The organism is Alteromonas sp., from assembly GCF_984505615.1.
This window is the reverse complement of record NZ_CFHOXV010000007.1, coordinates 72,771-92,334: the sequence shown is the minus strand read 5'-3', so window position 1 is coordinate 92,334 and position 19,564 is coordinate 72,771. Positions and strand designations below refer to the sequence as shown.

Below are 19,564 nucleotides of genomic sequence, written 5' to 3'. Positions count from 1 at the left end.
CATGCCACGATTTATCATCGCATTTGTCATTTCGCTGGCGATTACGCTCGGCCTGTTCTTCTTGATGCAATCACTCATCAAGATGGGCGGCAGTGCGTTAACAGAGCCACCAAAAGGCAGTGTGCTTGACTTTGTGCGGGTGAAGAAAGAGGAAACGGTTGAACAAAAAGACCGTAAGCCCCGGAAGCCACCACCGCCAAAAGAGCCACCGCCGCAAATGAGTTCACCGCAAATGGATTCGCCTTCGCCTGACGCCAATGGTACGTCTATGGACTTCGGTGGTGATGTTGGCGCTGACGTAGCCCTGGACGGCGGCTTAGCACTTGAATCCGGAGACGGTGAGTATCTGCCTATCGTTAAAGTTGCGCCGGTCTATCCCCGTCGTGCATTGCAGCGTGGTATCGAAGGTTTCGTTATTGTGGAGTTTACGGTAACCAAACAGGGTACAGTGCGCGATCCGGTTGTTGTAGAAGCTAACCCTTCGGGCATATTTGAGCAGGCTGCGATGGATGCCGCCATGAAGTTTAAATATAAGCCCCGTGTTGTTAACGGTGAAGCGACTGAAGTGTCCGGCGTGCAGAACCGAATCACCTTCCAGATTGACGGGTAAGTACTATGAAGAATCATTTATCCAAACGTTTGGTTTGCGCTTTTTCACTGGCCTTAAACCTGGCAGTTGTACCCGCCGTTGTTATCAGCGCGCAGGCACAGGCTCAGGAAGTTAAAGCCAGCGAAAAGAAAACCCGCAAAGTACCGACTTTGCGTGGCAAAGTTTACGAACAGTTAGCCCGCGCTCAGGCGGCCGGCGATGAAGGAAATATTCCTGAAGCCATTGCCATCCTGGATGAGGTGAAAGGCAAAGACAGTTCGATGAACAGCTACGAAAAAGCCATGATGTATAACTTCTACGGCTTCATCTATTACAACGATGAGCAGTACGATAAAGCATTAGACAGCTTTGCGCAGGTGGTGGAGCAGCAGCCGATCCCTGAAAAGTTTGAGATGACGACCTTGTTCAGTCTTGCTCAGTTAAACCTGATGCAGGGTAACTACGACAAGAGTATTGCATATCTTGAGCGCTGGGAAGCATTGAACGACGGTGTCGTTCCGCCTAAGAATCTGATTTTAAAAGCTCAGGCTTATTATCAGAATAAGGAATACGCTAAAGCCGAACCGTTCATCACTAAAGCGATTGCTGATCATGAAGCTGAGGGCATGCTCCCTGATGAGAACTGGCTGATTCTGCAGCGGGCCATTTACTATGAACTGAAACAGCCTGAAAAGGTGAAGAATGTTCTGATTAAACTGGTGAAGTTGTTTGACGAGCCCAAGTACTGGATCCAGCTTGCCGGCATGTACGGTGAACTGGGTGAAGAACGCAAGCAACTGGCAATCATGGAATCAGCTTATCAGCAAGGTTACGTGGAATCGTCTGCCGACATCTTCAACCTGGCACAGCTTTATTACTATCACAAAGTCCCTTATAAAGGCGCTTTGCTGATGGAACAGGCGATGAAAGACGGTACGCTGGAAAAGAACCTGCGTAACTTACGTTTCCTTGGCCAGAGCTGGACCCTTGCCAAAGAGCAGGATAAAGCCATTCCGGTGATGCAGTCTGCCGCTGAATTGTCAGAAGACGGCGAACTGGATGCCCAGCTCGCACAGGTATTGCTGAATGCTGAACGCTGGGATGATGCCATTACCGCTGCTGACCATGCTATTGAAAAAGGTCAGTTACGGAATCCGGGTATTGTATATCTGATTAAAGGCATGGCACTGTACAACAATAAGCAGTACGCCAAAGCACTGGATCAGCTTGCTGAAGCTGAAAAGCATCAAAAGAGCAAAGCAATGGCACAGCAATGGAAGCGCTTTGTACAGTCTGAGAAGACTCAACAGGAAGCGATGGCTGAAATTTGATAAGTGTTAAATGCTAAGCCCGTTGCATGCCACACGGGTACAAAGAGGCCGGTTGTCCTGATAAAAAAGGGATAACCGGCCTTTTTTATGTTTGTAAGATGTCATTTTACTTTCATTTACATAGCGCATGTCAGCGACTATGCTCATGGCTCGTGATTCCGGCTGTCCGGCATAGTATTTATTCTGCGTGTTGCGGATTCATTCCTATGTATATGTTTGGTATACGTAGTTTTTCTCCACCTGATGTATAGTTTTGTAAAGCGTGGATAGTAGCCCGTGTTAGTTAGCCGGGCTGTCTGTCGTCATGATAGCTGAATATGAACGGCAGTTTTTTGAAAGAGGGCATTTTGTCATGTCAGATGAAAGTATCATTAATGAAAACAGTTATAACCTGACGCCGATGCTTTATGACGTCCGTGGTTTTTTTATTCTGACCCTGGCGTACCGCAATACCTTATCTTCCCAGGTCCGTTTTTTTGCCGAAAACCTTAAAGGCAAACATCTTGAATGTGCTATCGGTACCGGTACATTCACCCAAATTTGCATGAAACATGCGCGTAAGAAACAGAAAGATCAGCCGTTTTCACTGGTAGGCGTAGATTATTCCAAAGCCTTAATGGGGGGCGCGAGGAAGAAGCTGAAAGGGGCTGAGCTGGCCATCGAAGATCTGAGAAATATGAGCTTCGAGGACGAAACGTTCGATACTGCGAACCTGCCAAATGGTTATCACACCATTGGCGGGATTGAAAAAGCCATGCATGAAATTGTCAGAGTGCTGAAAAAAGGCGGTACCCTCTACATGAATGTGCTGCTGTACCCCGGTGAAGGGTTTTTGAATAAAATCAGTACGAAGGTGAACGATTACGGACAATCTATCGGTATCCTTAACCGTCCTTACACAAGGGAAGAAGTGCTGGCCAGTTTACCTGAGTTCGGACTGCGTCTTGACAGTGAGCACATCAGCCAGAACTGTATTTTCCTGAAAACCACAAAAATCTGATATTTCCTCACAAGAAACCCGGCCTGTAAGCCGGGTTTGCTTTTACTGCATCATTTCACTACAGTGAAAACTCACTAATGAACAAGGATGCTGTCATGAGTGGTCTTAAACGGCTCGCACAAATCACACTTTTCTCTTCTTTGCTTTCAATGTCTGCTGCGGCTGATGAATTCAGCGATGTCTACCGTGCGTTTCAGGAGGCGGTGGAAAAAGATGACATCGTATTAAGCACGGCGCTGGCGAAACAAGCCTGGCAGCTGGGTCAGCAAAAATACGGTGCTGACAGCGAAAATGCGGTGAAGCTCAGGCATTCCTACGCCAATATGCTCGCACAGCAGGACTATATGGATGAGGCTGTCAGCCAGTTCAAAGCTGTACTGGAGCAATACGATTCGCTGTATGAAGAAAACTCCCCTGCGTTACTGAATATGCACATCGATATTCTCAGTGCAGTGAATAAGCTTAAGGGCATGGATAAGGCTAAAGTCAGCTTTTCACAACGGCTGAGTCGTTACATCATTCTCAACATGGACGACATCCAGTTTAAAGATGATGCTCAGAAGGTTATGACGCATTACCTTGCTGCCACAGTAGTTATCAATTCAATCTTAGGAGTGACCAACAACGCAATATTGCGTTTCTATAAAGACAACCTGAGTATCGTTGATGGCTTTTGGGGGGATAAAGATTTACGGACTCTGGAATCCCGCTTGTTGCTGGGTTTGGTGTATGAGAGTTATAACCACCGTTCTGCGGCCATCGAGAATTATGAGATTGTTGCTGATACCTTCGACAGTAATCTTGATTTCTCCCATCCGTACGCATTGAATGCCCATGCGAAACTGGTCGGTTTGTATGAGAAGAAAGGAGAGTCAGATAAGGCTACAGAGCACTGCCGGGCGATAGGGAAAATGAAGCCGTGGTCAGATGATCAGGAGCCCGAGCCGCTTTATCGTGTAAACCCGGATTATCCGGTGTCTTATGCAAGGCGGGGTAAAGACGGCAGTGCAGTCCTGTCATTTACTATCGATGATGAAGGCTTTGTCCGTGATATTGAATTGATAGAAACTGACGGTGGCAGCATGTTTGGTACCGCAGCCATAAAGGCGCTGGAACACTGGCGTTATGCTCCCAGATTTGTCGGTGGTAATGCGGTTGCAACGAAATCGCGCATGGTCAGAATGGATTTTAAATTGGGTTGAGTGGGCTGCACAGGGGTTATTTCTCCTCCACAAATCCGGCGTAAAAGACTGATTCTTCATTCTCAGAAGAGGCATTATCCGCTTTTTCTTTAATGCTGATAATGTCATCTTTTATGGTCAGGAATTTCTCTGCCAGTGCCGGATCAAAATGAGAACCTGCGTTATCGCGGATGTAGTCAAAAGCGTCGCTGACGCTCCATGCTTTTTTGTAAGGTCTTATCATGGTCAGCGCGTCGAACACATCAGCGATAGCAACGATACGGCCTGACTCGGGAATATTTGTCCCTTTCAGTCCATTCGGGTAGCCAGAGCCATCCCAGCGCTCATGATGACTCACCGCCACTTCAGCAGCCAGTTTGAACAACGGTGAATGGCTGTTAGATAAGATATCGTGACCGATTTGAGCATGGGTCCGCATGATCACCATTTCTTCGTCTGTCAGCCTCCTGGGCGCTTTCAGAATGCTGTCGGGAATGCCTATTTTTCCCGTGTCATGCATAGGAGCTGCATGTTCCAGCAATCTGGCTGCTTCCACAGACCATCCCGTGGCAGTGGCCAGCCTCCTGGCATAAGCCGCCATCCGCCAGATATGCAGTCCCGTGTCGGTATCGTTATAGTGACCCGCTGCAGCAAGCATACTGATAGCACTCAACTGACTTACCTGAAGTTCTTTTGTCCGTTCCTCCACTTCCTGGCGGGTGACCCGTTGCTGATGGGCAAGTGAAATATGGGTCTTTACCCGGGCCAGCACAATGGCGGGTACAATAGGCTTGGCAATATAGTCCACTGCGCCGGCGGCGAATCCGCGCTCTTCATCTTCACCTTGCCCGAGCGCCGTGACAAAAATCACCGGGATGGAGGCCGTGGCCGGATCTGCTTTCAATCTCCGGCACACTTCCAGACCATCCAGATGGGGCATCATGACATCAAGCAAAATAAGATCGGGAGGGGCTTTACTGACAATTTTCAGTGCAATTTCCCCCGACGGTGCCACCTTTACCTGATATTGATGGATCAGTATATCTTTGAGAATATCAATGTTTGCCGGTTCGTCATCAACGATTAAAACACTAAACGCTTTCACTTTACGCCCACAGTTATTGCCCGTTTACTAATGGCTGCAAGAGCACAGCCGCAGCTTCAAAATCGTATTGAGATACTTTCTGTATTGCCTGTTGCAGCACCCAGCGATGGGGAGACTGCTGATGTTCACTATAGAGTTGTTGCAGGTTGTCCGATGCTTTTGCATCGTAGTCTTCCAGTAAGTTTAGTATAAATTGAACTTGTGACGTGAAATCCTGTTCATTTTCTTGTTTTTCCTCAACATTGCTCAGTGCATCCAGGCTGGCAACGACTTTCTTCAACGTCATATCCAGCTCTCCGGCAAGTTTGGGAATGGCGGCGTGAACCAGCTCAGCCGGAGTATCCTGCTGCAGCAGTGCGCCGAGCATTTTCTTCAGTGGCTTCGCGCCAATCGCTGAGGCATCTTTTCTGATCCCTGCAAGAATTTCCACCGGCACTGATGACTGTTGCTGCAGACCTTCAACAAGGAAGTCAAAGGGGGTATTTCCGCTGACACTGTATTTCCGGTAAAAACTCTGAAGCAGTGACGCATAGGGATCTTTTATGTCGTCGAAGTCATCGCCGGCGTGTTCTGCTTCGCCGGTATAAATCATGTAATTATCGAGAGTACGGAGTAGATCATCATTGCTTACCGGCTTGGTGAGCAAGGCACACATTCCGGAATCACTGATTAAATCTTCAATGGCAGAGGCATCTTCTGTGGAAGTGCAGATAATCGGGGTGGTCAGGCTGTTGCCAAATACAAGACTTTCAGCCACTTCCCAGCCGGGAATGTCAGGTAATTTATTGTTCAGAATAATGGCGTCAAAGGTCAGCTGTTTACACAAGGTGATACAGTCTGCGCCGGAAGAGACACTGGTAGCTTTAATGCCGGCAGAATTAAGTTGTTGGGACATTACGGTCTGACTGATGTCGTCGCTGTCAGCTATCAGTACATGTTTGCCGTTGAGCCTGCGCTCAACCAGGCCAATGTCGTCCAGTGAAGTGAAACCCGTTTGAGCGTCCTTAATCATTGCTCCCTGATTGAGGAAGTCGTGCATAGAACGCTGGGTAAACGGAAGTTGCATCACAGCGGCATCAGACAATCCGTGACTGATCAGAAGATGACGCATCTCCTCCTGATTGCCCGGGGTGAGGATGCGCAGGTGAGAATAATCCAGTTGTTTCGAGCGGAATGCCTCAGCCAGTTGTTTCATCCGCTCTTCCGTAATTTTATCTGCAACAACCAGCAGGTGGGTGGTTTGTTCCGGCAGAGATTCAGCACGGTGAGTTGTGCAGTGTTCATGAGGAACCATCAGCGTTGATAACGTTTTTTCCACCAGCCCCACTACCGGTAAAAGGGCATCGTTCAGACAGCAAAGGGTAAGAAACTGGTGGGCACCTAAAGGCGGCATAGTATTGCTGGTTCCGGCCAGAGGTAACACCAGATCAATACTGAACTTACTGCCTTCACCGGGAGCGCTTTCTACCGAAATGGTGCCGTTCATCTGTTCGACAAGGTGGCGCGTAATACTCATGCCCAGACCGGTGCCGCCGTATTGTCTGGATATAGACGCGTCGGCCTGAGTAAAGGGGTCAAACAGCTTTTTTTGATGGGCATCACTGAGACCGATACCGGTATCTGTAACGCTTAATTTAACCGATACCTGTTGTCCCTGACGGGGTTGTAATTCAACCGACACAATAATTTGACCCTGCCGGGTGAATTTAACGGCATTACTGACCAGGTTATTGAAAATCTGCATCAGGCGGTTTTCATCGCCCAGCAGAGGCAGGCTCATATCGCCGCCCATATCAAAAAGCAGTAATAACCCTTTGCTGACAGCTCTGTCCTGAAACAAATTCGACACTTTTTCCAGTAAATCGTCGAAGATGAATGGCTGAATATCTAAATCCAGCTTACCCGCTTCAATTTTGGAATAGTCCAGAATGTCGTTAATGATGCCCAGCAGAGTGTTGGCACTGTTGGTGGCCTTTTGCAGATAATCTTTCTGTTGAGTATTAAGAGGCGAGTTCAGCACCAGATGAGTAAGGCCCAGTACGGCATTAAGCGGCGTGCGGATTTCGTGACTCATGTTTGCGAGAAATTCGCTTTTCGCGTTATTTGCCCGCTCAGCCTGAGAGAAGGCATCCCGCATGGCTTGCTCAATATTCTTACGTTCGCTGATATTCCTGAACACACCGACGTGTCCCCGTATGTTACCCCTGTCATCCTCCAGTGGCACGGCAGTGATAGAAACCGGAAACATAAGCCCGTTCTTATGGGTGAAATAAGTTTCTTCTGAAAAATAAATTTCACCTTTCTTAATGGTTTGAATAAGAGGGCTTTGCTGTACCGGAATGAACTTTTTATCCGGTGACTGGAACTGCACGGTGTCGTGGAAACGTCTGTTTCTCAGTTCATCCATAGTCCAGCCGAGCAGGCGACTGGCTTCCGGATTAAGAAATTCAATAGTACCGCTGCGGTCAACAGCGAAAATGCCCTCACCGATAGAGTCGGTAATGCTCTGATAAAAACGCTGGCTGTCGGATATACGTTCCTCCAGCAGTTTCTGATGGGTAATGTCTGTCATGATGGCGACGTACCGCTCAGCTTGTCCGGCGTTGCCTTCGATTGGCACAATGGTGGAGGACACCCAGAATGTCTCGCCGTTTTTTCTCAGATTGTGCACTTCGCCGTGCCACACCTCGCCAGCCCGCACCGCGCGCCAGATTGGTGTATAGAAACTCTCTTCGTGATAACTGCTGCGGATAATTTCGAGGCTTTTGCCGTTAAGCTCCTTCTCTTCATAGCCTGAAATCTCACAGAACTTACTGTTGGCGAAGAGGATTTGCTTTTCATTATCCACCACCACAATAATCGCATGCTGGTCGATGGCACGGCGCTGAACTTCTACTTCATGCAGTGCTTCATTACGTTCTCTGGCGAGGTCAGCCATCAGCTCTGCCAGTCCGTTCAGTGAATCTGTATCTTCTGATAATTCCGGCTTGGCCAGGCCTTTCAGCAAGTCATTTGCCGCTATTTTCAGTTCCCGTACTGCCTGCTTTTGCTTAACCGCATCACGGCGGGCCAGCTCCAGTGATTCAGTGAGCTCCTGAGAGCTTAAACGGATACTGCGGTCGCGGATTTCCATGTCTCTTTCATGGGATTTGTAGCTGGTATCGACCCTGTCGACGAAAGGCATCAGACCCTGTAATAAGGTCAGAACCGCCGGTGGCAGTGAATCGTCAAGGGCATGCTCCAGCAGCGTATCAAGCCATTGTTCAGCCTCTTCAATGGTCTGAAAGCCCATGGTTTTCTTGATTTGTCTGAACAGCAACCTGTGCATCAGTCAGTCGTTCCGAAAAGCGTGACAATCATTGTCTGGTTATGCAATTTGCAGGGGCCCGGGGCCGTGAGGGGGCCAAACTCTCCGTTTGAATAGAATCCGCAAACCGGCAGGTTCTGCCCGAGTGCACTGGTTATGGCCTCTACTTCTTCTTCCACCTGATCGCCCATGACAATTTTGCGGGCTAGACAACTGACTACCAGAGCAAAAGCCGGCTTAAACTGATTTTCAACACTGAGACTGAAGGACTGCGCTGCATCTTCCACACCGCTTATCAGATCGTTTGTGGAAGCATGCATGAGCCTGAGATAGGCACCCTGTTCAATCTTTCCTCCCAAAATCAGGCTGCCGTCTGATTCGTTGACATCATAGAGTACGCGAAGTAACCCGGAGGGCTCGTCATAGCTGTCCATCATCTCAAGGGGAAAAAGTAGCCCTGATACGGGCAGGCGACTGGCTGAACGGCCCAGGTATTTTTTATAAATATCCAGAGCAGGTGTGCCGTCCAGTTCATACAAAATGTTATTTTCGCTGCGGGTAACCTGACGGATCGGGCCGAAAGACTGCCACCCTCCGATAACGGCCTGGCTGACGGCAAGATTGTCTCCGTAGAGTCCGGCTGCAACCACATCATGATCGCTGATCCCTTGCGGAGAGAGTGTAAAGGTCTGCACATAACTGGCGTTGTCACCGGCCATGCCACCACATATCAGTAAATCTGTTCCGAGCACGTGGTGTAAGCCGTCGAACATTTCACCGGGTACGAAGTCGATACCGCGGGTAAAAATAATAACGGCTTTTAAGTCGTCGCCACGAAGCGATTCGCCAAGGGCTTTACCGCAGTTAAAATAATCTTCTTCATGCACCTGACTGACGGCAATATGAGCAAATCCTTTACCTTTAAGATCGATGCGGGTGAAAACTGCGCTCTGTTCACGCACATCGCCGGCAGTAATTTCTCCGCTGGTACCACAACCTGCCACCGGTACGCCTGAGGCGATGATGTCAGTGAGCAAAGATGATGAGGAGAAAAATGCAGGGCTTGCGAATACCAGCAGTAAATCGCAGGGCGCTTTAATTGCCTGCAAAATAGCATCATCTTCCGTTTGGGTACTGCGAATAATGTGTTGGGTAACTTCCATGCCGCAACAACCGTGGCTAACATAAAAAATATAGAATAAATCTAGCGCGACCTTACGGGTAACGCCATAAATTTACTGAAATTTAATGCGCAGGATCAACCGGGACGGGACCTCCGCAGGAAGACAAGTCCGCCAAGACAACCCGCCAGACATTGTAAAGCCAGGCCGGCAGCAGAACGTGCGCCGGCGATAAGTGTGACATGCATTATCGGGTACATGGCCATCAACAGAACCAGCATCGCCACGCCACCGGCCAGTGGCAGCAGCCACCTCAGACGGGTGAAGTTTCCCGTCAGCCAGCCGCACAGGGAGAAAGCGATAAACAGGGCGGCGGCTGTGGCAGAACCGTACACAGGTAACAGACCAAAAATATCTTCGAATGTTGTTTGCAACCAGAGCGGGAGAGGAATGACCACGTCTAACCTGAGCAACTCAAGCAGTACCATTTGCGTATGGAAAACGCTTGCCAGGCAGTAACAAAGCAGCCAGGCGGGGAAAAAAGCCAGTGAAAACGATTTTGCAGTTGCTAACGGCATGTTGTTCAGACGATTTTTCGATGTATAGTGCGAAACTGATTTATCGCATCTTTTCACGCCATGCTACAGATCACAAGAGGAACGATACAATTCCATGTTTGAAAACACGCTCGTTGCTATCACTCTGACCATTCTCGCTTTGCCCGCTTTTGCTGAAGACATTCGTTATCAGGCAAAGCGTATTGCACCATGGACGATACACTATCCCAAAGCGCTGGAACCTTTACCTGATGGCCGGTTACTGGTCACTGAGCGTGAGGGCAATGTGGTGATCCTCGGAGGAGAATCGCGGCTGGTCAGGGTACCGCTGGCGTTGCCTGACCTGTACGTAGCCGGACAGGGGGGGCTGCTGGATATTGCGCTGGCACAGGACTTCGACTTGTCCGGACGTATCATACTGACATTTTCTCAGGGAACAGAAACGGCGAATCATCTGGCAGTGGCCACAGCAACGCTTCAGAACGATACCATTACCGGTATCGACGTCGTGTTTTCAGTTTCACCGGATAAAGACACGCCGGTTCATTTTGGTGGTCGTCTGGCAGTGCTGAATGACGGCACCTGGCTGGTGTCATCCGGTGACGGTTTTGATTACCGGGAGCATGCACAGCGGACTGACAGTCAACTGGGCAAAATTCTGCGAATCCGCGAGGATGGCGCCGCGCCGCTTGATAATCCATTTTATGATACTGCGCCCTATATTTATTCAATGGGCCACCGCAATCCTCAGGGACTGGCTATCGATGAAGATGCCGCCGTCATCTTTGAACACGAACATGGTCCCGACGGGGGCGATGAGATAAATATACTCCGCCCGGGACTCAATTATGGCTGGCCGGTAGCGACATCGGGCAGAGACTATTCCGGTGCCCGTATTTCACCATTTACAGATTATGCCGGCATGGAGTCTCCGCTGGTTGAGTGGACTCCCTCTGTGGCGCCGTCTGCCATGGTTTTTTATAACAGTGATCTGTTTCCCGGCCTGAAAGGGCAGTTGCTGGTGACTACGCTGAAAGAGCAGTCCGTCATCGCTGTGGATATGTCAACCACGCCTGCCCGTAAAACAAAATTGTTTGCTACTATTAATCAGCGTTTACGGGACATTGAAATTGATCGTAAAGGCGCAATCTATGTACTAACCGATGGTGAAAACGCCACCGTTTTGCGAATTGCACCCCTCTGAATCTAATAATCATTATTTTTGTAGTTCCATATATTTATAAATTTTGTGAATGGTGGTGATAGGCGTAACAAGGGTGCAGTCCGGTGTTATTTTATACTGTGCGCCGATATAATTCCGGCGTCGATAACGTGTAGTCAGGCTCAGGACCGTTGAATCCTTCCAGCCTGAGTAACAAGGAGGAAGCAATCGTGTTAAGTGAATATCGTAAACATGTTGAAGAACGTGCCGCTGAAGGTATCCCCCCTAAACCCCTGAATCCGGAGCAGGTTGCCGGTCTGGTCGACTTACTGAAAAATCCGCCTGCTGGTGAAGAAGAGACGTTATTAGAACTCATTTCTGAGCGTGTTCCTCCGGGCGTGGATGAAGCGGCTTACGTTAAGGCCGGTTTTCTGAGTGCCATTGCGAAAGGCGAAGACAGTTGTCCCCTTATTGATAAAGAAAAAGCGGTTGAACTGCTGGGTAACATGCACGGCGGTTATAACATCGCTACACTGGTAGAGCTGCTTGATGATAAAGAACTGGCTCCGCTGGCTGCGAAAGAACTTAAACATACCCTGCTGATGTTTGATGCCTTCCATGATGTAGATGAAAAACGTAAAGCGGGCAACGAATTTGCTGCTGATGTGATGACATCATGGGCAGAAGGCGAGTGGTTTACTGGCCGTAAACAAATGGAAGACAAGATCACTTACTCTGTTTTCAAAGTTACCGGCGAAACCAATACTGACGATTTGTCTCCGGCCCCGGATGCATGGTCACGCCCTGATATCCCTTTGCATGCCCTTGCGGCTTATAAAATGACCCGTGACGGTCTCGAGCCGGAAGAGCACGGCGTGAAAGGCCCGATGAAGCAGATCGAAGAGGTGAAAGCGAAAGGCTACCCGGTTGCTTTCGTCGGGGACGTTGTAGGTACCGGCTCCTCTCGTAAGTCAGCTACCAACTCTGTTTTGTGGTTCTTCGGTGAAGATCTGCCGGGTGTGCCTAACAAGCGCGGTGGTGGTGTCTGTATCGGTTCTAAAGTAGCACCAATCTTCTTTAATACCATGGAAGATGCCGGCGCACTGGTATTCGAAGCCGACGTGGAAAAAATGAACATGGGTGATGTTATCGACATCTATCCCTTCGAAGGCAAAATCACTAATCACGAAACCGGTGAAGTACTGGCTGAGTACAGCTACAAATCTAAGGTAATTCTGGATGAGGTACGTGCTGGTGGCCGTATTAACCTCATCATCGGTCGTGGTCTGACTGAGCGTGCCCGCGAAGCGCTGGGTATGGGCCCGTCTGATCTGTTCCGTAAGCCGGAGCAACCTGCCGACACCGGTAAAGGCTTCTCCCTTGCACAGAAAATGGTTGGCAAAGCTTGTGGCGTGGAAGGTATCCGTCCGGGTACTTACTGTGAACCTAAAATGACCACTGTGGGCTCTCAGGATACTACAGGCCCGATGACGCGTGACGAACTGAAAGACCTGGCCTGTCTTGGCTTCACGGCGGACCTGACCATGCAGTCTTTCTGTCACACCGCGGCTTATCCTAAGCCGGTAGACATCGAAACCCAGCACACCCTGCCTGACTTCATCATGAACCGCGGTGGTGTCTCCCTGCGTCCCGGTGACGGTATTATCCATAGCTGGCTGAACCGTATGCTGCTGCCCGACACGGTCGGTACCGGTGGCGACTCGCACACCCGATTCCCTCTGGGTATTTCTTTCCCTGCGGGTTCCGGTCTGGTTGCTTTTGCTGCGGCTACCGGTGTGATGCCCCTGGATATGCCTGAGTCAATCCTGGTTCGTTTCAAAGGCGAGCGTCAGCCCGGCATCACCCTGCGTGACCTGGTACACGCGATTCCTCTTTACGGTATCAAGCAGGGCCTGCTGACGGTAGAGAAGAAAGGTAAGATTAACGCATTCTCCGGCCGCATCCTCGAGATTGAAGGTCTGGAAGACTTAACGGTAGAACAGGCTTTCGAATTGTCTGATGCCTCTGCAGAGCGTTCTGCAGCCGGTTGTACTATCAACCTGTCAGAAGAGTCTATCGCTGAGTACCTGAAATCTAACATCACCATGCTGCGCTGGATGATCAATGAAGGTTACGGCGATCCCCGTACGCTTGAGCGTCGTGCTCAGAAGATGGAAGAGTGGCTGGCGTCACCTTCTCTGATGCGTGCTGACGCAGATGCTGAATACGCAGAAGTGATTGAAATCGACCTGTCAGAAATCAAAGAGCCCATCGTGTGCTGCCCGAACGACCCGGATGATGCGAAAACACTGTCTGAAGTTGCCGGCGACAAGGTGGACGAAGTATTCATCGGTTCCTGCATGACCAACATCGGACACTTCCGTGCCGCAGGTAAACTGCTGGAGCAGTATAACAAAACCATTCCAACCCGCCTGTGGATTTCTCCGCCGACTAAGATGGATAAAGCCCAGTTGATGGAGGAAGGTTATTACAACATTTACGGCCGCGTGGGTGTTCGTACCGAAATGCCGGGCTGTTCACTGTGTATGGGTAACCAGGCGCGTGTTGATGCCGGTGCCACGGTACTGTCTACTTCGACCCGTAACTTCCCTAACCGTCTTGGTGATGGTGCCAACGTATACCTGACTTCTGCTGAACTGGCAGCTGTCGGCGCGATTGTCGGCCGGATCCCCACGGCTGCAGAATACATGGAATATGCCGGTAAAATCGACTCTATGGCAGCCGATGTATACCGCTATCTGAACTTCGATAAGATGGAAAGCTTTAAGAAAGCAGAAGAGGATGCAAAGGCTAAGATCATTCCGACATTGAATGTTGCCTGACTTGAGTTATAAACTATCGGGCCGGGTACCACATGGACCCGGCTTTTTTTGTCTTTGCAAGGAAGAAATAATGAAATCATTCATGGCGCTGAGAAATTGCCTGCTTATCTTGTGTGTTGCTCTTGCTGCATGCCAGAGTGCTGCGCAGGAGCCGGTTGAATTTGACACTGCCGCCATTGAAGTGGCGGGTAAATCGCTGCCGGTGGAGTTTGCAAACACACCAGAGCAACGGGCACGTGGCCTCATGTATCGCCAGTCTTTATGCGAAGATTGTGGCATGCTGTTCAGGTTTGTGCCGGTGAGGCAAGCCAGTATGTGGATGAAAAATACATTTGTACCGCTGGATGTGGCATTTATCGACGGGAATGGCGTGATTACAGATATAAAACCGCTGATGCCGCATGACTTAACGTCTGTGGGAGCATCGAAAGCGGTGATGTACGCGCTGGAAATGAATCAAGGGTGGTTTGCGGCAAATAATGTTCGTGTCGGCGACCACATTAGTATCAAAATTTAACACATCAACGTGTTGGGAAAACCGGAGAATACCGTGACGAATCCTCTTAATATCGCCAAATTTGGTGGTACGAGTGTTGCTACTTATCAGGCTATGCAAAACTGTGCCAGAATCGTGGCTGGCAATGAGGCGACACGCATTGTTGTCGTCAGTGCTCAGGCAGGCGTAACAAATCACCTTGTCAGCATTGCGCACACAGCGTTGACCAGCGAGCAGATCAAAGACACCTGCCAGGCTATCATCGACATCGAAATGGCTGTGCTGGCACAAATTAAAAACAAAGATTCGGTCAGTGACAAACTGGAAGACTTGTTTGAAGAACTTCGCGGTCTGGCGAATCATGAAGAAATTTTGCACCGCGACGATTTAAAAGATCAGCTGCTCTCTATGGGCGAACGTATGTCGTCGTTGTTGTTCAGTGCGGTTCTGGCAGAACAGTCGGTGACTACTCTGAACTTTGATGTGCGTAAAGTACTGCGTACTGACAGTGAATTCGGTGAAGCCGTTCCGCAACTGGAAGACATTGAGCAGTTAGCTGAACAATTGCTGCGCCCGGAAATTAAAGACGCAATCGTAGTGACTCAGGGATTTGTCGGTGCCAACGAAGAAGGCAAAACAACCACGCTGGGTCGTGGTGGCTCAGACTTCACTGCTGCCTTATTGGCTGAAGCACTGAAAGCTGATACCTGCGAAATCTGGACCGATGTAACGGGTGTTTACACCACGGATCCCCGTATTGTTTCTGCAGCCTATCCATTACCTGAACTGAGCTTTGAAGAAGCGGCAGAGATGGCCACATTCGGTGCCAAAGTTCTTCACCCGGCCACTATGGAACCGGCGCTGCGTAAAGATATCAAAGTGTTCGTGGGTTCCAGTAAAGAGCCTGAAAAAGGCGGCACATGGATCATGCGCGACTGCGAAGTTGAGCCTCCGTACCGTGCGATCACCCGCCGTAAAGAGCAGGTGATGGTAACGGTTAAAACGCCGAAGATGATGTATGCTCAGGGCTTCCTGCAACAGGTTTTTGCTATAATTGCCAAGCATAAACTCAGCGTAGATCTGGTAACGACTTCAGAAATTTCTGTGTCATTCACGCTGGATAACCCGGCTAACTCTGTGGCATCCCGTTTGAATAAAGAAACCATTGCAGAGCTGGAAACGATTTGTGATGTAACCGTTGAGAAAGGTTTCGATCTGGTTACCGTGGTCGGCAATCACATGCAAACAGCGAAAGGTGTATCCAGCCGTATTTTCGCGGCAGTACATGATTACAATTTGCGGATGATTTGCTTCGGCGCAAACCCCCACAATTTGTCATTCCTGGTGAATGAAGAGAACAGCACTGACATTGTGCAGAAACTGCATAAAGAGTTGTTTGAATAATAAGAGGAGGGCAGTTATCAGACTGCCCTTTTTAATGCATGCCTGATTCCCTTTCAATCCGTTCTTACAGCAAGCAAACAACGGGTCACAGTCACGACTTTCATCAGCTCGTGCTGCCCCTCAGTGGTGTTATCAATATTGCCGCAGGGGACATAAAGGGGAAGGTCGCACCCGGTGAATGCGTAGTTATCCGGCGTAACACCCTGCACATATTTACTGCCGAAGAACAGGCCAGGTTTGTTGTGGCAGACTTACACGAGTTACCCGATAACCTCTCAGATGCAGTTGCCAGCGTTTTTGCTGTCAGTAAGCCCATGACATCGCTTTTATCTTTTATCGCAACCCAGCTTGAACACAGAGTCAGTAGTGAGGTGGAAACACTGATGCTGCAAACTTTTCTGGCGGTGCTTGCAGAACAGGAGCAGGGCGTTGCATTAGACCCGCGGATCCGGAATGTGGTGGAGTTTATTGAAATCCGGCTCAGTGAGTCTCTCACCATAGAGGATATGGCTTCTGTGGCGTGCATGAGCGGGACTCAGTTCAAAAAGATTTTCAGGGCACAAACGGGGAAAACGCCGGCACGGTATATCACGGCATTAAGAATGGAGAAGGCGAGAGCACTGCTTATTCATACCGATATGCCGGTACAGCGGGTGGCTGAAGAAGCCGGTTATCAGGACCTTTCTGCCTTCAGCCGCCGTTTTTCTGCCTATTTCGGACTTCCCCCGTCTAAAATGCTGCAGTAATCAATGCCCCTAATTGCGTCTTTGCAACACCATGAAGCGTCCTTTCTGCAAAGTGCTTTTCAATTCGCCTGTTTATACTGTCTTTAAATTCATCATTTATTAAAATTTTCATGTCTGAACAGCAACACCTCTTCCGCTGCGTGCTGGCTATTATCATTGCCAGTTTTTTATGGGGAACCACAGGGACCGCCGCCAGCTTTGCGCCGGATGTCAGCCCCCTCGCCATTGGCGCTGTGGCAACGGGTGGTGGCGGTTTTCTGATGCTGTTGAAATCTTCCGGTCCGCTGCTCAGGCAACGGGGTTTATTGTTTTCTCAATATAAATACGTTTTCTGGGGAGGTCTTAGTGTGGCCGTCTATCCACTGGCCTTTTACTCTTCAATGCGTCTGGCCGGCGTCGCCATCGGTACAGTCATATCCATTGCCAGTGCTCCGTGCTTCGCAGTTTTAATGGAGCGGTTTATTAACGGCAGGCCTGTAACGGCAAAATGGATGCTGAGTTTTTTGCTCGGGTTTGCCGGGATCTTGTGCCTGGTCATGGCTAAACCACACGCTGATACTGCTGTAGCCGGTGATCAACGTGAATGGGGGATTCTGCTCGGCTTGTTGGCAGGCTTAACCTATGCCGCCTACTCATGGACAGGTAAAACTATGATAGTCAACGGCGTGCGTTCAGATGTCGCCATGGCAGTACAATTTGGAGTTGCTTCCTGTCTTCTGCTGCCCTCATTGTTCTTTACCGGAGATAATCTGCTTGCCTCTTCCGGTAATATTACGGTTGCCCTGTATATGGCTCTCATCCCTATGTTTGGCGGCTATCTGTTATTCGGATACGGATTACAAAAAATAGATGCGAGTATTGCCACGCTGATCACGCTGCTTGAGCCGGTGGTCGCCACGTTACTGGCTGTGTGGATGTTGTCTGAACGGTTTTCACTGACCGGATGGATGGGGATTGGACTTATTGCGGGTTGTATTGCTGTGCAGATGATAAAGGGCGGACGGAAAGCTAAGCGCCGCCGGCACGCAGAGGTGCTTCAGTCTGACCCTCAGTAATAAAGCAGTCCCGTCCCGATGACTTCGCCCTGTACAGGGCGTCATCTGCTTTCTTAAGCAACTTTTCCGGCAGCAGGGGTTCCCCCTCTCTCTGCCAGGCAATACCGGCAGACACAGTGACTATATGCTTACTGTCATCTCTGCTTTCGTGGGGAATGTTTGCCAGTCTGATCCCGTTCAGTAAGGTTTCTGCAACCTTGACAGCTCCCTGCGCAGAGGTTTGCTGAAGCACGATAAGAAATTCTTCTCCGCCATAACGGACAACGATATCTGTGCCGGTGCGGGTATTTTTACGCAGCAGAGCGGCAACCTGTTTTAACACTTTGTCACCGCCTGCGTGGCCATAGTGGTCGTTATAACGTTTGAAATAATCTACATCGGCCAGGATAACGGCAATATTACCGCCTCCTGCTCTGACCGGCAGAGGGAGATTTCTGAAATAACTGTCCAGGTGCCTCCGGTTCGCAAGCCCTGTCAGGGGATCGGTATTGCTGATCTTTTCCAGTTGTTTGTTGTGCTGGAGTACCTCGTTGCGCTGATGATTTATCAGGGCGAACATCTCATTGAGCTTACGACCCAGCCGGAAAGCTTCATTGCGGCCTCTGTATGGCGTCTGGCGGGAAAAGTCCCTGCTACGCATAGCAAAGCTTACGTTGTCGTGAATACTGGCTATCGGCGCGATAAGTTGCCGGTTTACCCACAAATAGAACACTGCAATTACAGTCAGCGTGATCAGAATCCCGGCAATTAGGCTGGCATCGAACAACGAATTATCATATTGCCTTGGTCTGGGTTGTATCGACAGAGCAAAAAGCGGGGTGTTCTGCAGACTGTTGATGACCAGATACAGTCTGCCTTTAAATGGCTGTGCATGCACCGGGCTGCCGGATGCAAAGTTCAGTGAAAATGCTTCAGGGTTATCAGGCAGAGCTTTTTGCGAGTGAAAGATAATGTCACCTGCCATACCCGGCGTAAGTGAATCGACAAACTGTTGATCGATAATGCGCCACAGCACCAGTGTACCGGCTGGTTCGCCATTTTCATCAGAAGGTAACACGGGATGAAAAATTGCCACTGCAGGATTCCCCGCAATGCGGGTGAAAAGAGTGTGGGCAGATGGCTGTGCCGGTGCTTCATTACCGGCGCTGTTCAGATTCAATTTCGTCGAAGATGACAGGTTCTCCGGCACGAGTTCTGTGCCGTCGTCACGATAACTTCTGCCACTGATTAATTCACCGCTACTGTCATAAAGGTACCAGCCATTGATATGAATTCGCCGGTAGGATTCGGGGATGAGATAATTTTCTTCAAACCAGTCACTGTCTCTGTGCATGGCGGCGTTATACATTGCATCCCATACGGCACTGTCGTAGACCAGATTGTGCAAAGACTCCAGTTCCTGTCGTACCTGAGAGGCGACCCTTTCAAGGTCCTGACGATCACCCTCCTGCGCCATTGTTTCAAATGCTGGCAGGATGTAGTAATAGCGGATAAATGCTTGAGCACTGAGAATAGTCAGGCACGCCAGAAGGATGCCCAGCATAAGCTGGGTGCGCAGCGTGTTGAATTTAATCATTCGTCGGGGCAGCATTGGTCGTTTTGCATCTTTACAGTATAAACGCTGTCAGCAGCTTTGCCTGAAAGCCAGGCAGAAAATAAAAAAAAGG

Annotated in this window: 15 protein-coding genes; 10 read left to right on the top strand and 5 right to left on the bottom strand. The window is 49.6% G+C overall.

Going from position 1 to position 19,564, the window contains the following annotated elements:
• The first annotated feature begins 1 nt into the window (after window position 1).
• From AC4PME_RS06905 to AC4PME_RS06890, 4 genes are all read left to right on the top strand, one after another.
• The gene (locus AC4PME_RS06905) at window positions 2–610 is read left to right on the top strand and encodes an energy transducer TonB (RefSeq protein WP_119500131.1); all 609 of its coding nucleotides are present in this window, start codon (window positions 2–4) and stop codon (window positions 608–610) included.
• 5 nt (window positions 611–615) lie between these two features.
• Entirely contained in the window at window positions 616–1,920 is a 1,305-nt protein-coding gene (locus AC4PME_RS06900) for a tetratricopeptide repeat protein (RefSeq protein WP_119500132.1), read from the top strand.
• A 352-nt stretch (window positions 1,921–2,272) separates the two neighbouring features.
• A complete protein-coding gene (locus AC4PME_RS06895; protein ID WP_491045148.1) occupies window positions 2,273–2,920 on the top strand; it encodes a class I SAM-dependent methyltransferase in 648 nt (215 codons plus the stop codon).
• Between the two features lie 95 nt (window positions 2,921–3,015).
• On the top strand, window positions 3,016–4,122 hold the full coding sequence (locus AC4PME_RS06890) for an energy transducer TonB (RefSeq protein WP_491045149.1): 1,107 nt from the start codon (window positions 3,016–3,018) through the stop codon (window positions 4,120–4,122).
• Between the two features lie 16 nt (window positions 4,123–4,138).
• On the opposite strand, the gene AC4PME_RS06885 is transcribed toward AC4PME_RS06890, so the two are convergent.
• The 4 genes from AC4PME_RS06885 to AC4PME_RS06870 form a co-directional block, all read right to left on the bottom strand.
• The gene (locus tag AC4PME_RS06885; RefSeq protein WP_119500135.1) at window positions 4,139–5,206 is read right to left on the bottom strand and encodes a response regulator; all 1,068 of its coding nucleotides are present in this window, start codon (window positions 5,204–5,206) and stop codon (window positions 4,139–4,141) included.
• A gap of 13 nt (window positions 5,207–5,219) precedes the next feature.
• Window positions 5,220–8,534 carry a PAS domain-containing hybrid sensor histidine kinase/response regulator gene (locus AC4PME_RS06880; protein WP_119500136.1) on the bottom strand — a complete coding sequence of 1,105 codons (3,315 nt, stop codon included), beginning with the start codon at window positions 8,532–8,534 and terminating at the stop codon, window positions 5,220–5,222.
• On the bottom strand, window positions 8,534–9,676 hold the full coding sequence (locus AC4PME_RS06875) for an FIST signal transduction protein (protein WP_119500137.1): 1,143 nt from the start codon (window positions 9,674–9,676) through the stop codon (window positions 8,534–8,536). The genes AC4PME_RS06880 and AC4PME_RS06875 overlap by 1 nt, the downstream gene beginning before the upstream one ends.
• A gap of 95 nt (window positions 9,677–9,771) precedes the next feature.
• On the bottom strand, window positions 9,772–10,212 hold the full coding sequence (locus tag AC4PME_RS06870) for a hypothetical protein (protein ID WP_491045150.1): 441 nt from the start codon (window positions 10,210–10,212) through the stop codon (window positions 9,772–9,774).
• A 94-nt stretch (window positions 10,213–10,306) separates the two neighbouring features.
• On the opposite strand from AC4PME_RS06870, the gene AC4PME_RS06865 reads away from it, so the two are divergent.
• From AC4PME_RS06865 to AC4PME_RS06840, 6 genes are all read left to right on the top strand, one after another.
• Window positions 10,307–11,395 carry a PQQ-dependent sugar dehydrogenase gene (locus AC4PME_RS06865; protein ID WP_491045151.1) on the top strand — a complete coding sequence of 363 codons (1,089 nt, stop codon included), beginning with the start codon at window positions 10,307–10,309 and terminating at the stop codon, window positions 11,393–11,395.
• A gap of 188 nt (window positions 11,396–11,583) precedes the next feature.
• The gene (gene acnB / locus AC4PME_RS06860) at window positions 11,584–14,196 is read left to right on the top strand and encodes a bifunctional aconitate hydratase 2/2-methylisocitrate dehydratase (RefSeq protein ID WP_491045152.1); all 2,613 of its coding nucleotides are present in this window, start codon (window positions 11,584–11,586) and stop codon (window positions 14,194–14,196) included.
• Window positions 14,197–14,263: 67 nt separating this feature from the next.
• Window positions 14,264–14,713: a DUF192 domain-containing protein gene (locus tag AC4PME_RS06855; RefSeq protein WP_490708402.1), complete on the top strand. Its 450-nt coding sequence runs from the start codon at window positions 14,264–14,266 to the stop codon at window positions 14,711–14,713.
• Between the two features lie 33 nt (window positions 14,714–14,746).
• Entirely contained in the window at window positions 14,747–16,096 is a 1,350-nt protein-coding gene (gene lysC, locus AC4PME_RS06850; protein ID WP_119500141.1) for a lysine-sensitive aspartokinase 3, read from the top strand.
• Window positions 16,097–16,134: 38 nt separating this feature from the next.
• On the top strand, window positions 16,135–16,842 hold the full coding sequence (locus AC4PME_RS06845; RefSeq protein ID WP_491045153.1) for a helix-turn-helix domain-containing protein: 708 nt from the start codon (window positions 16,135–16,137) through the stop codon (window positions 16,840–16,842).
• A 110-nt stretch (window positions 16,843–16,952) separates the two neighbouring features.
• A complete protein-coding gene (locus AC4PME_RS06840) occupies window positions 16,953–17,897 on the top strand; it encodes a DMT family transporter (RefSeq protein ID WP_119500143.1) in 945 nt (314 codons plus the stop codon).
• Here the strand turns inward: AC4PME_RS06840 and AC4PME_RS06835 are convergent.
• Window positions 17,851–19,473, bottom strand: a complete 1,623-nt coding sequence (locus AC4PME_RS06835; protein WP_491045154.1) for a sensor domain-containing diguanylate cyclase — start codon at window positions 19,471–19,473, stop codon at window positions 17,851–17,853. The genes AC4PME_RS06840 and AC4PME_RS06835 overlap by 47 nt on opposite strands.
• Window positions 19,474–19,564 lie beyond the last annotated feature (91 nt).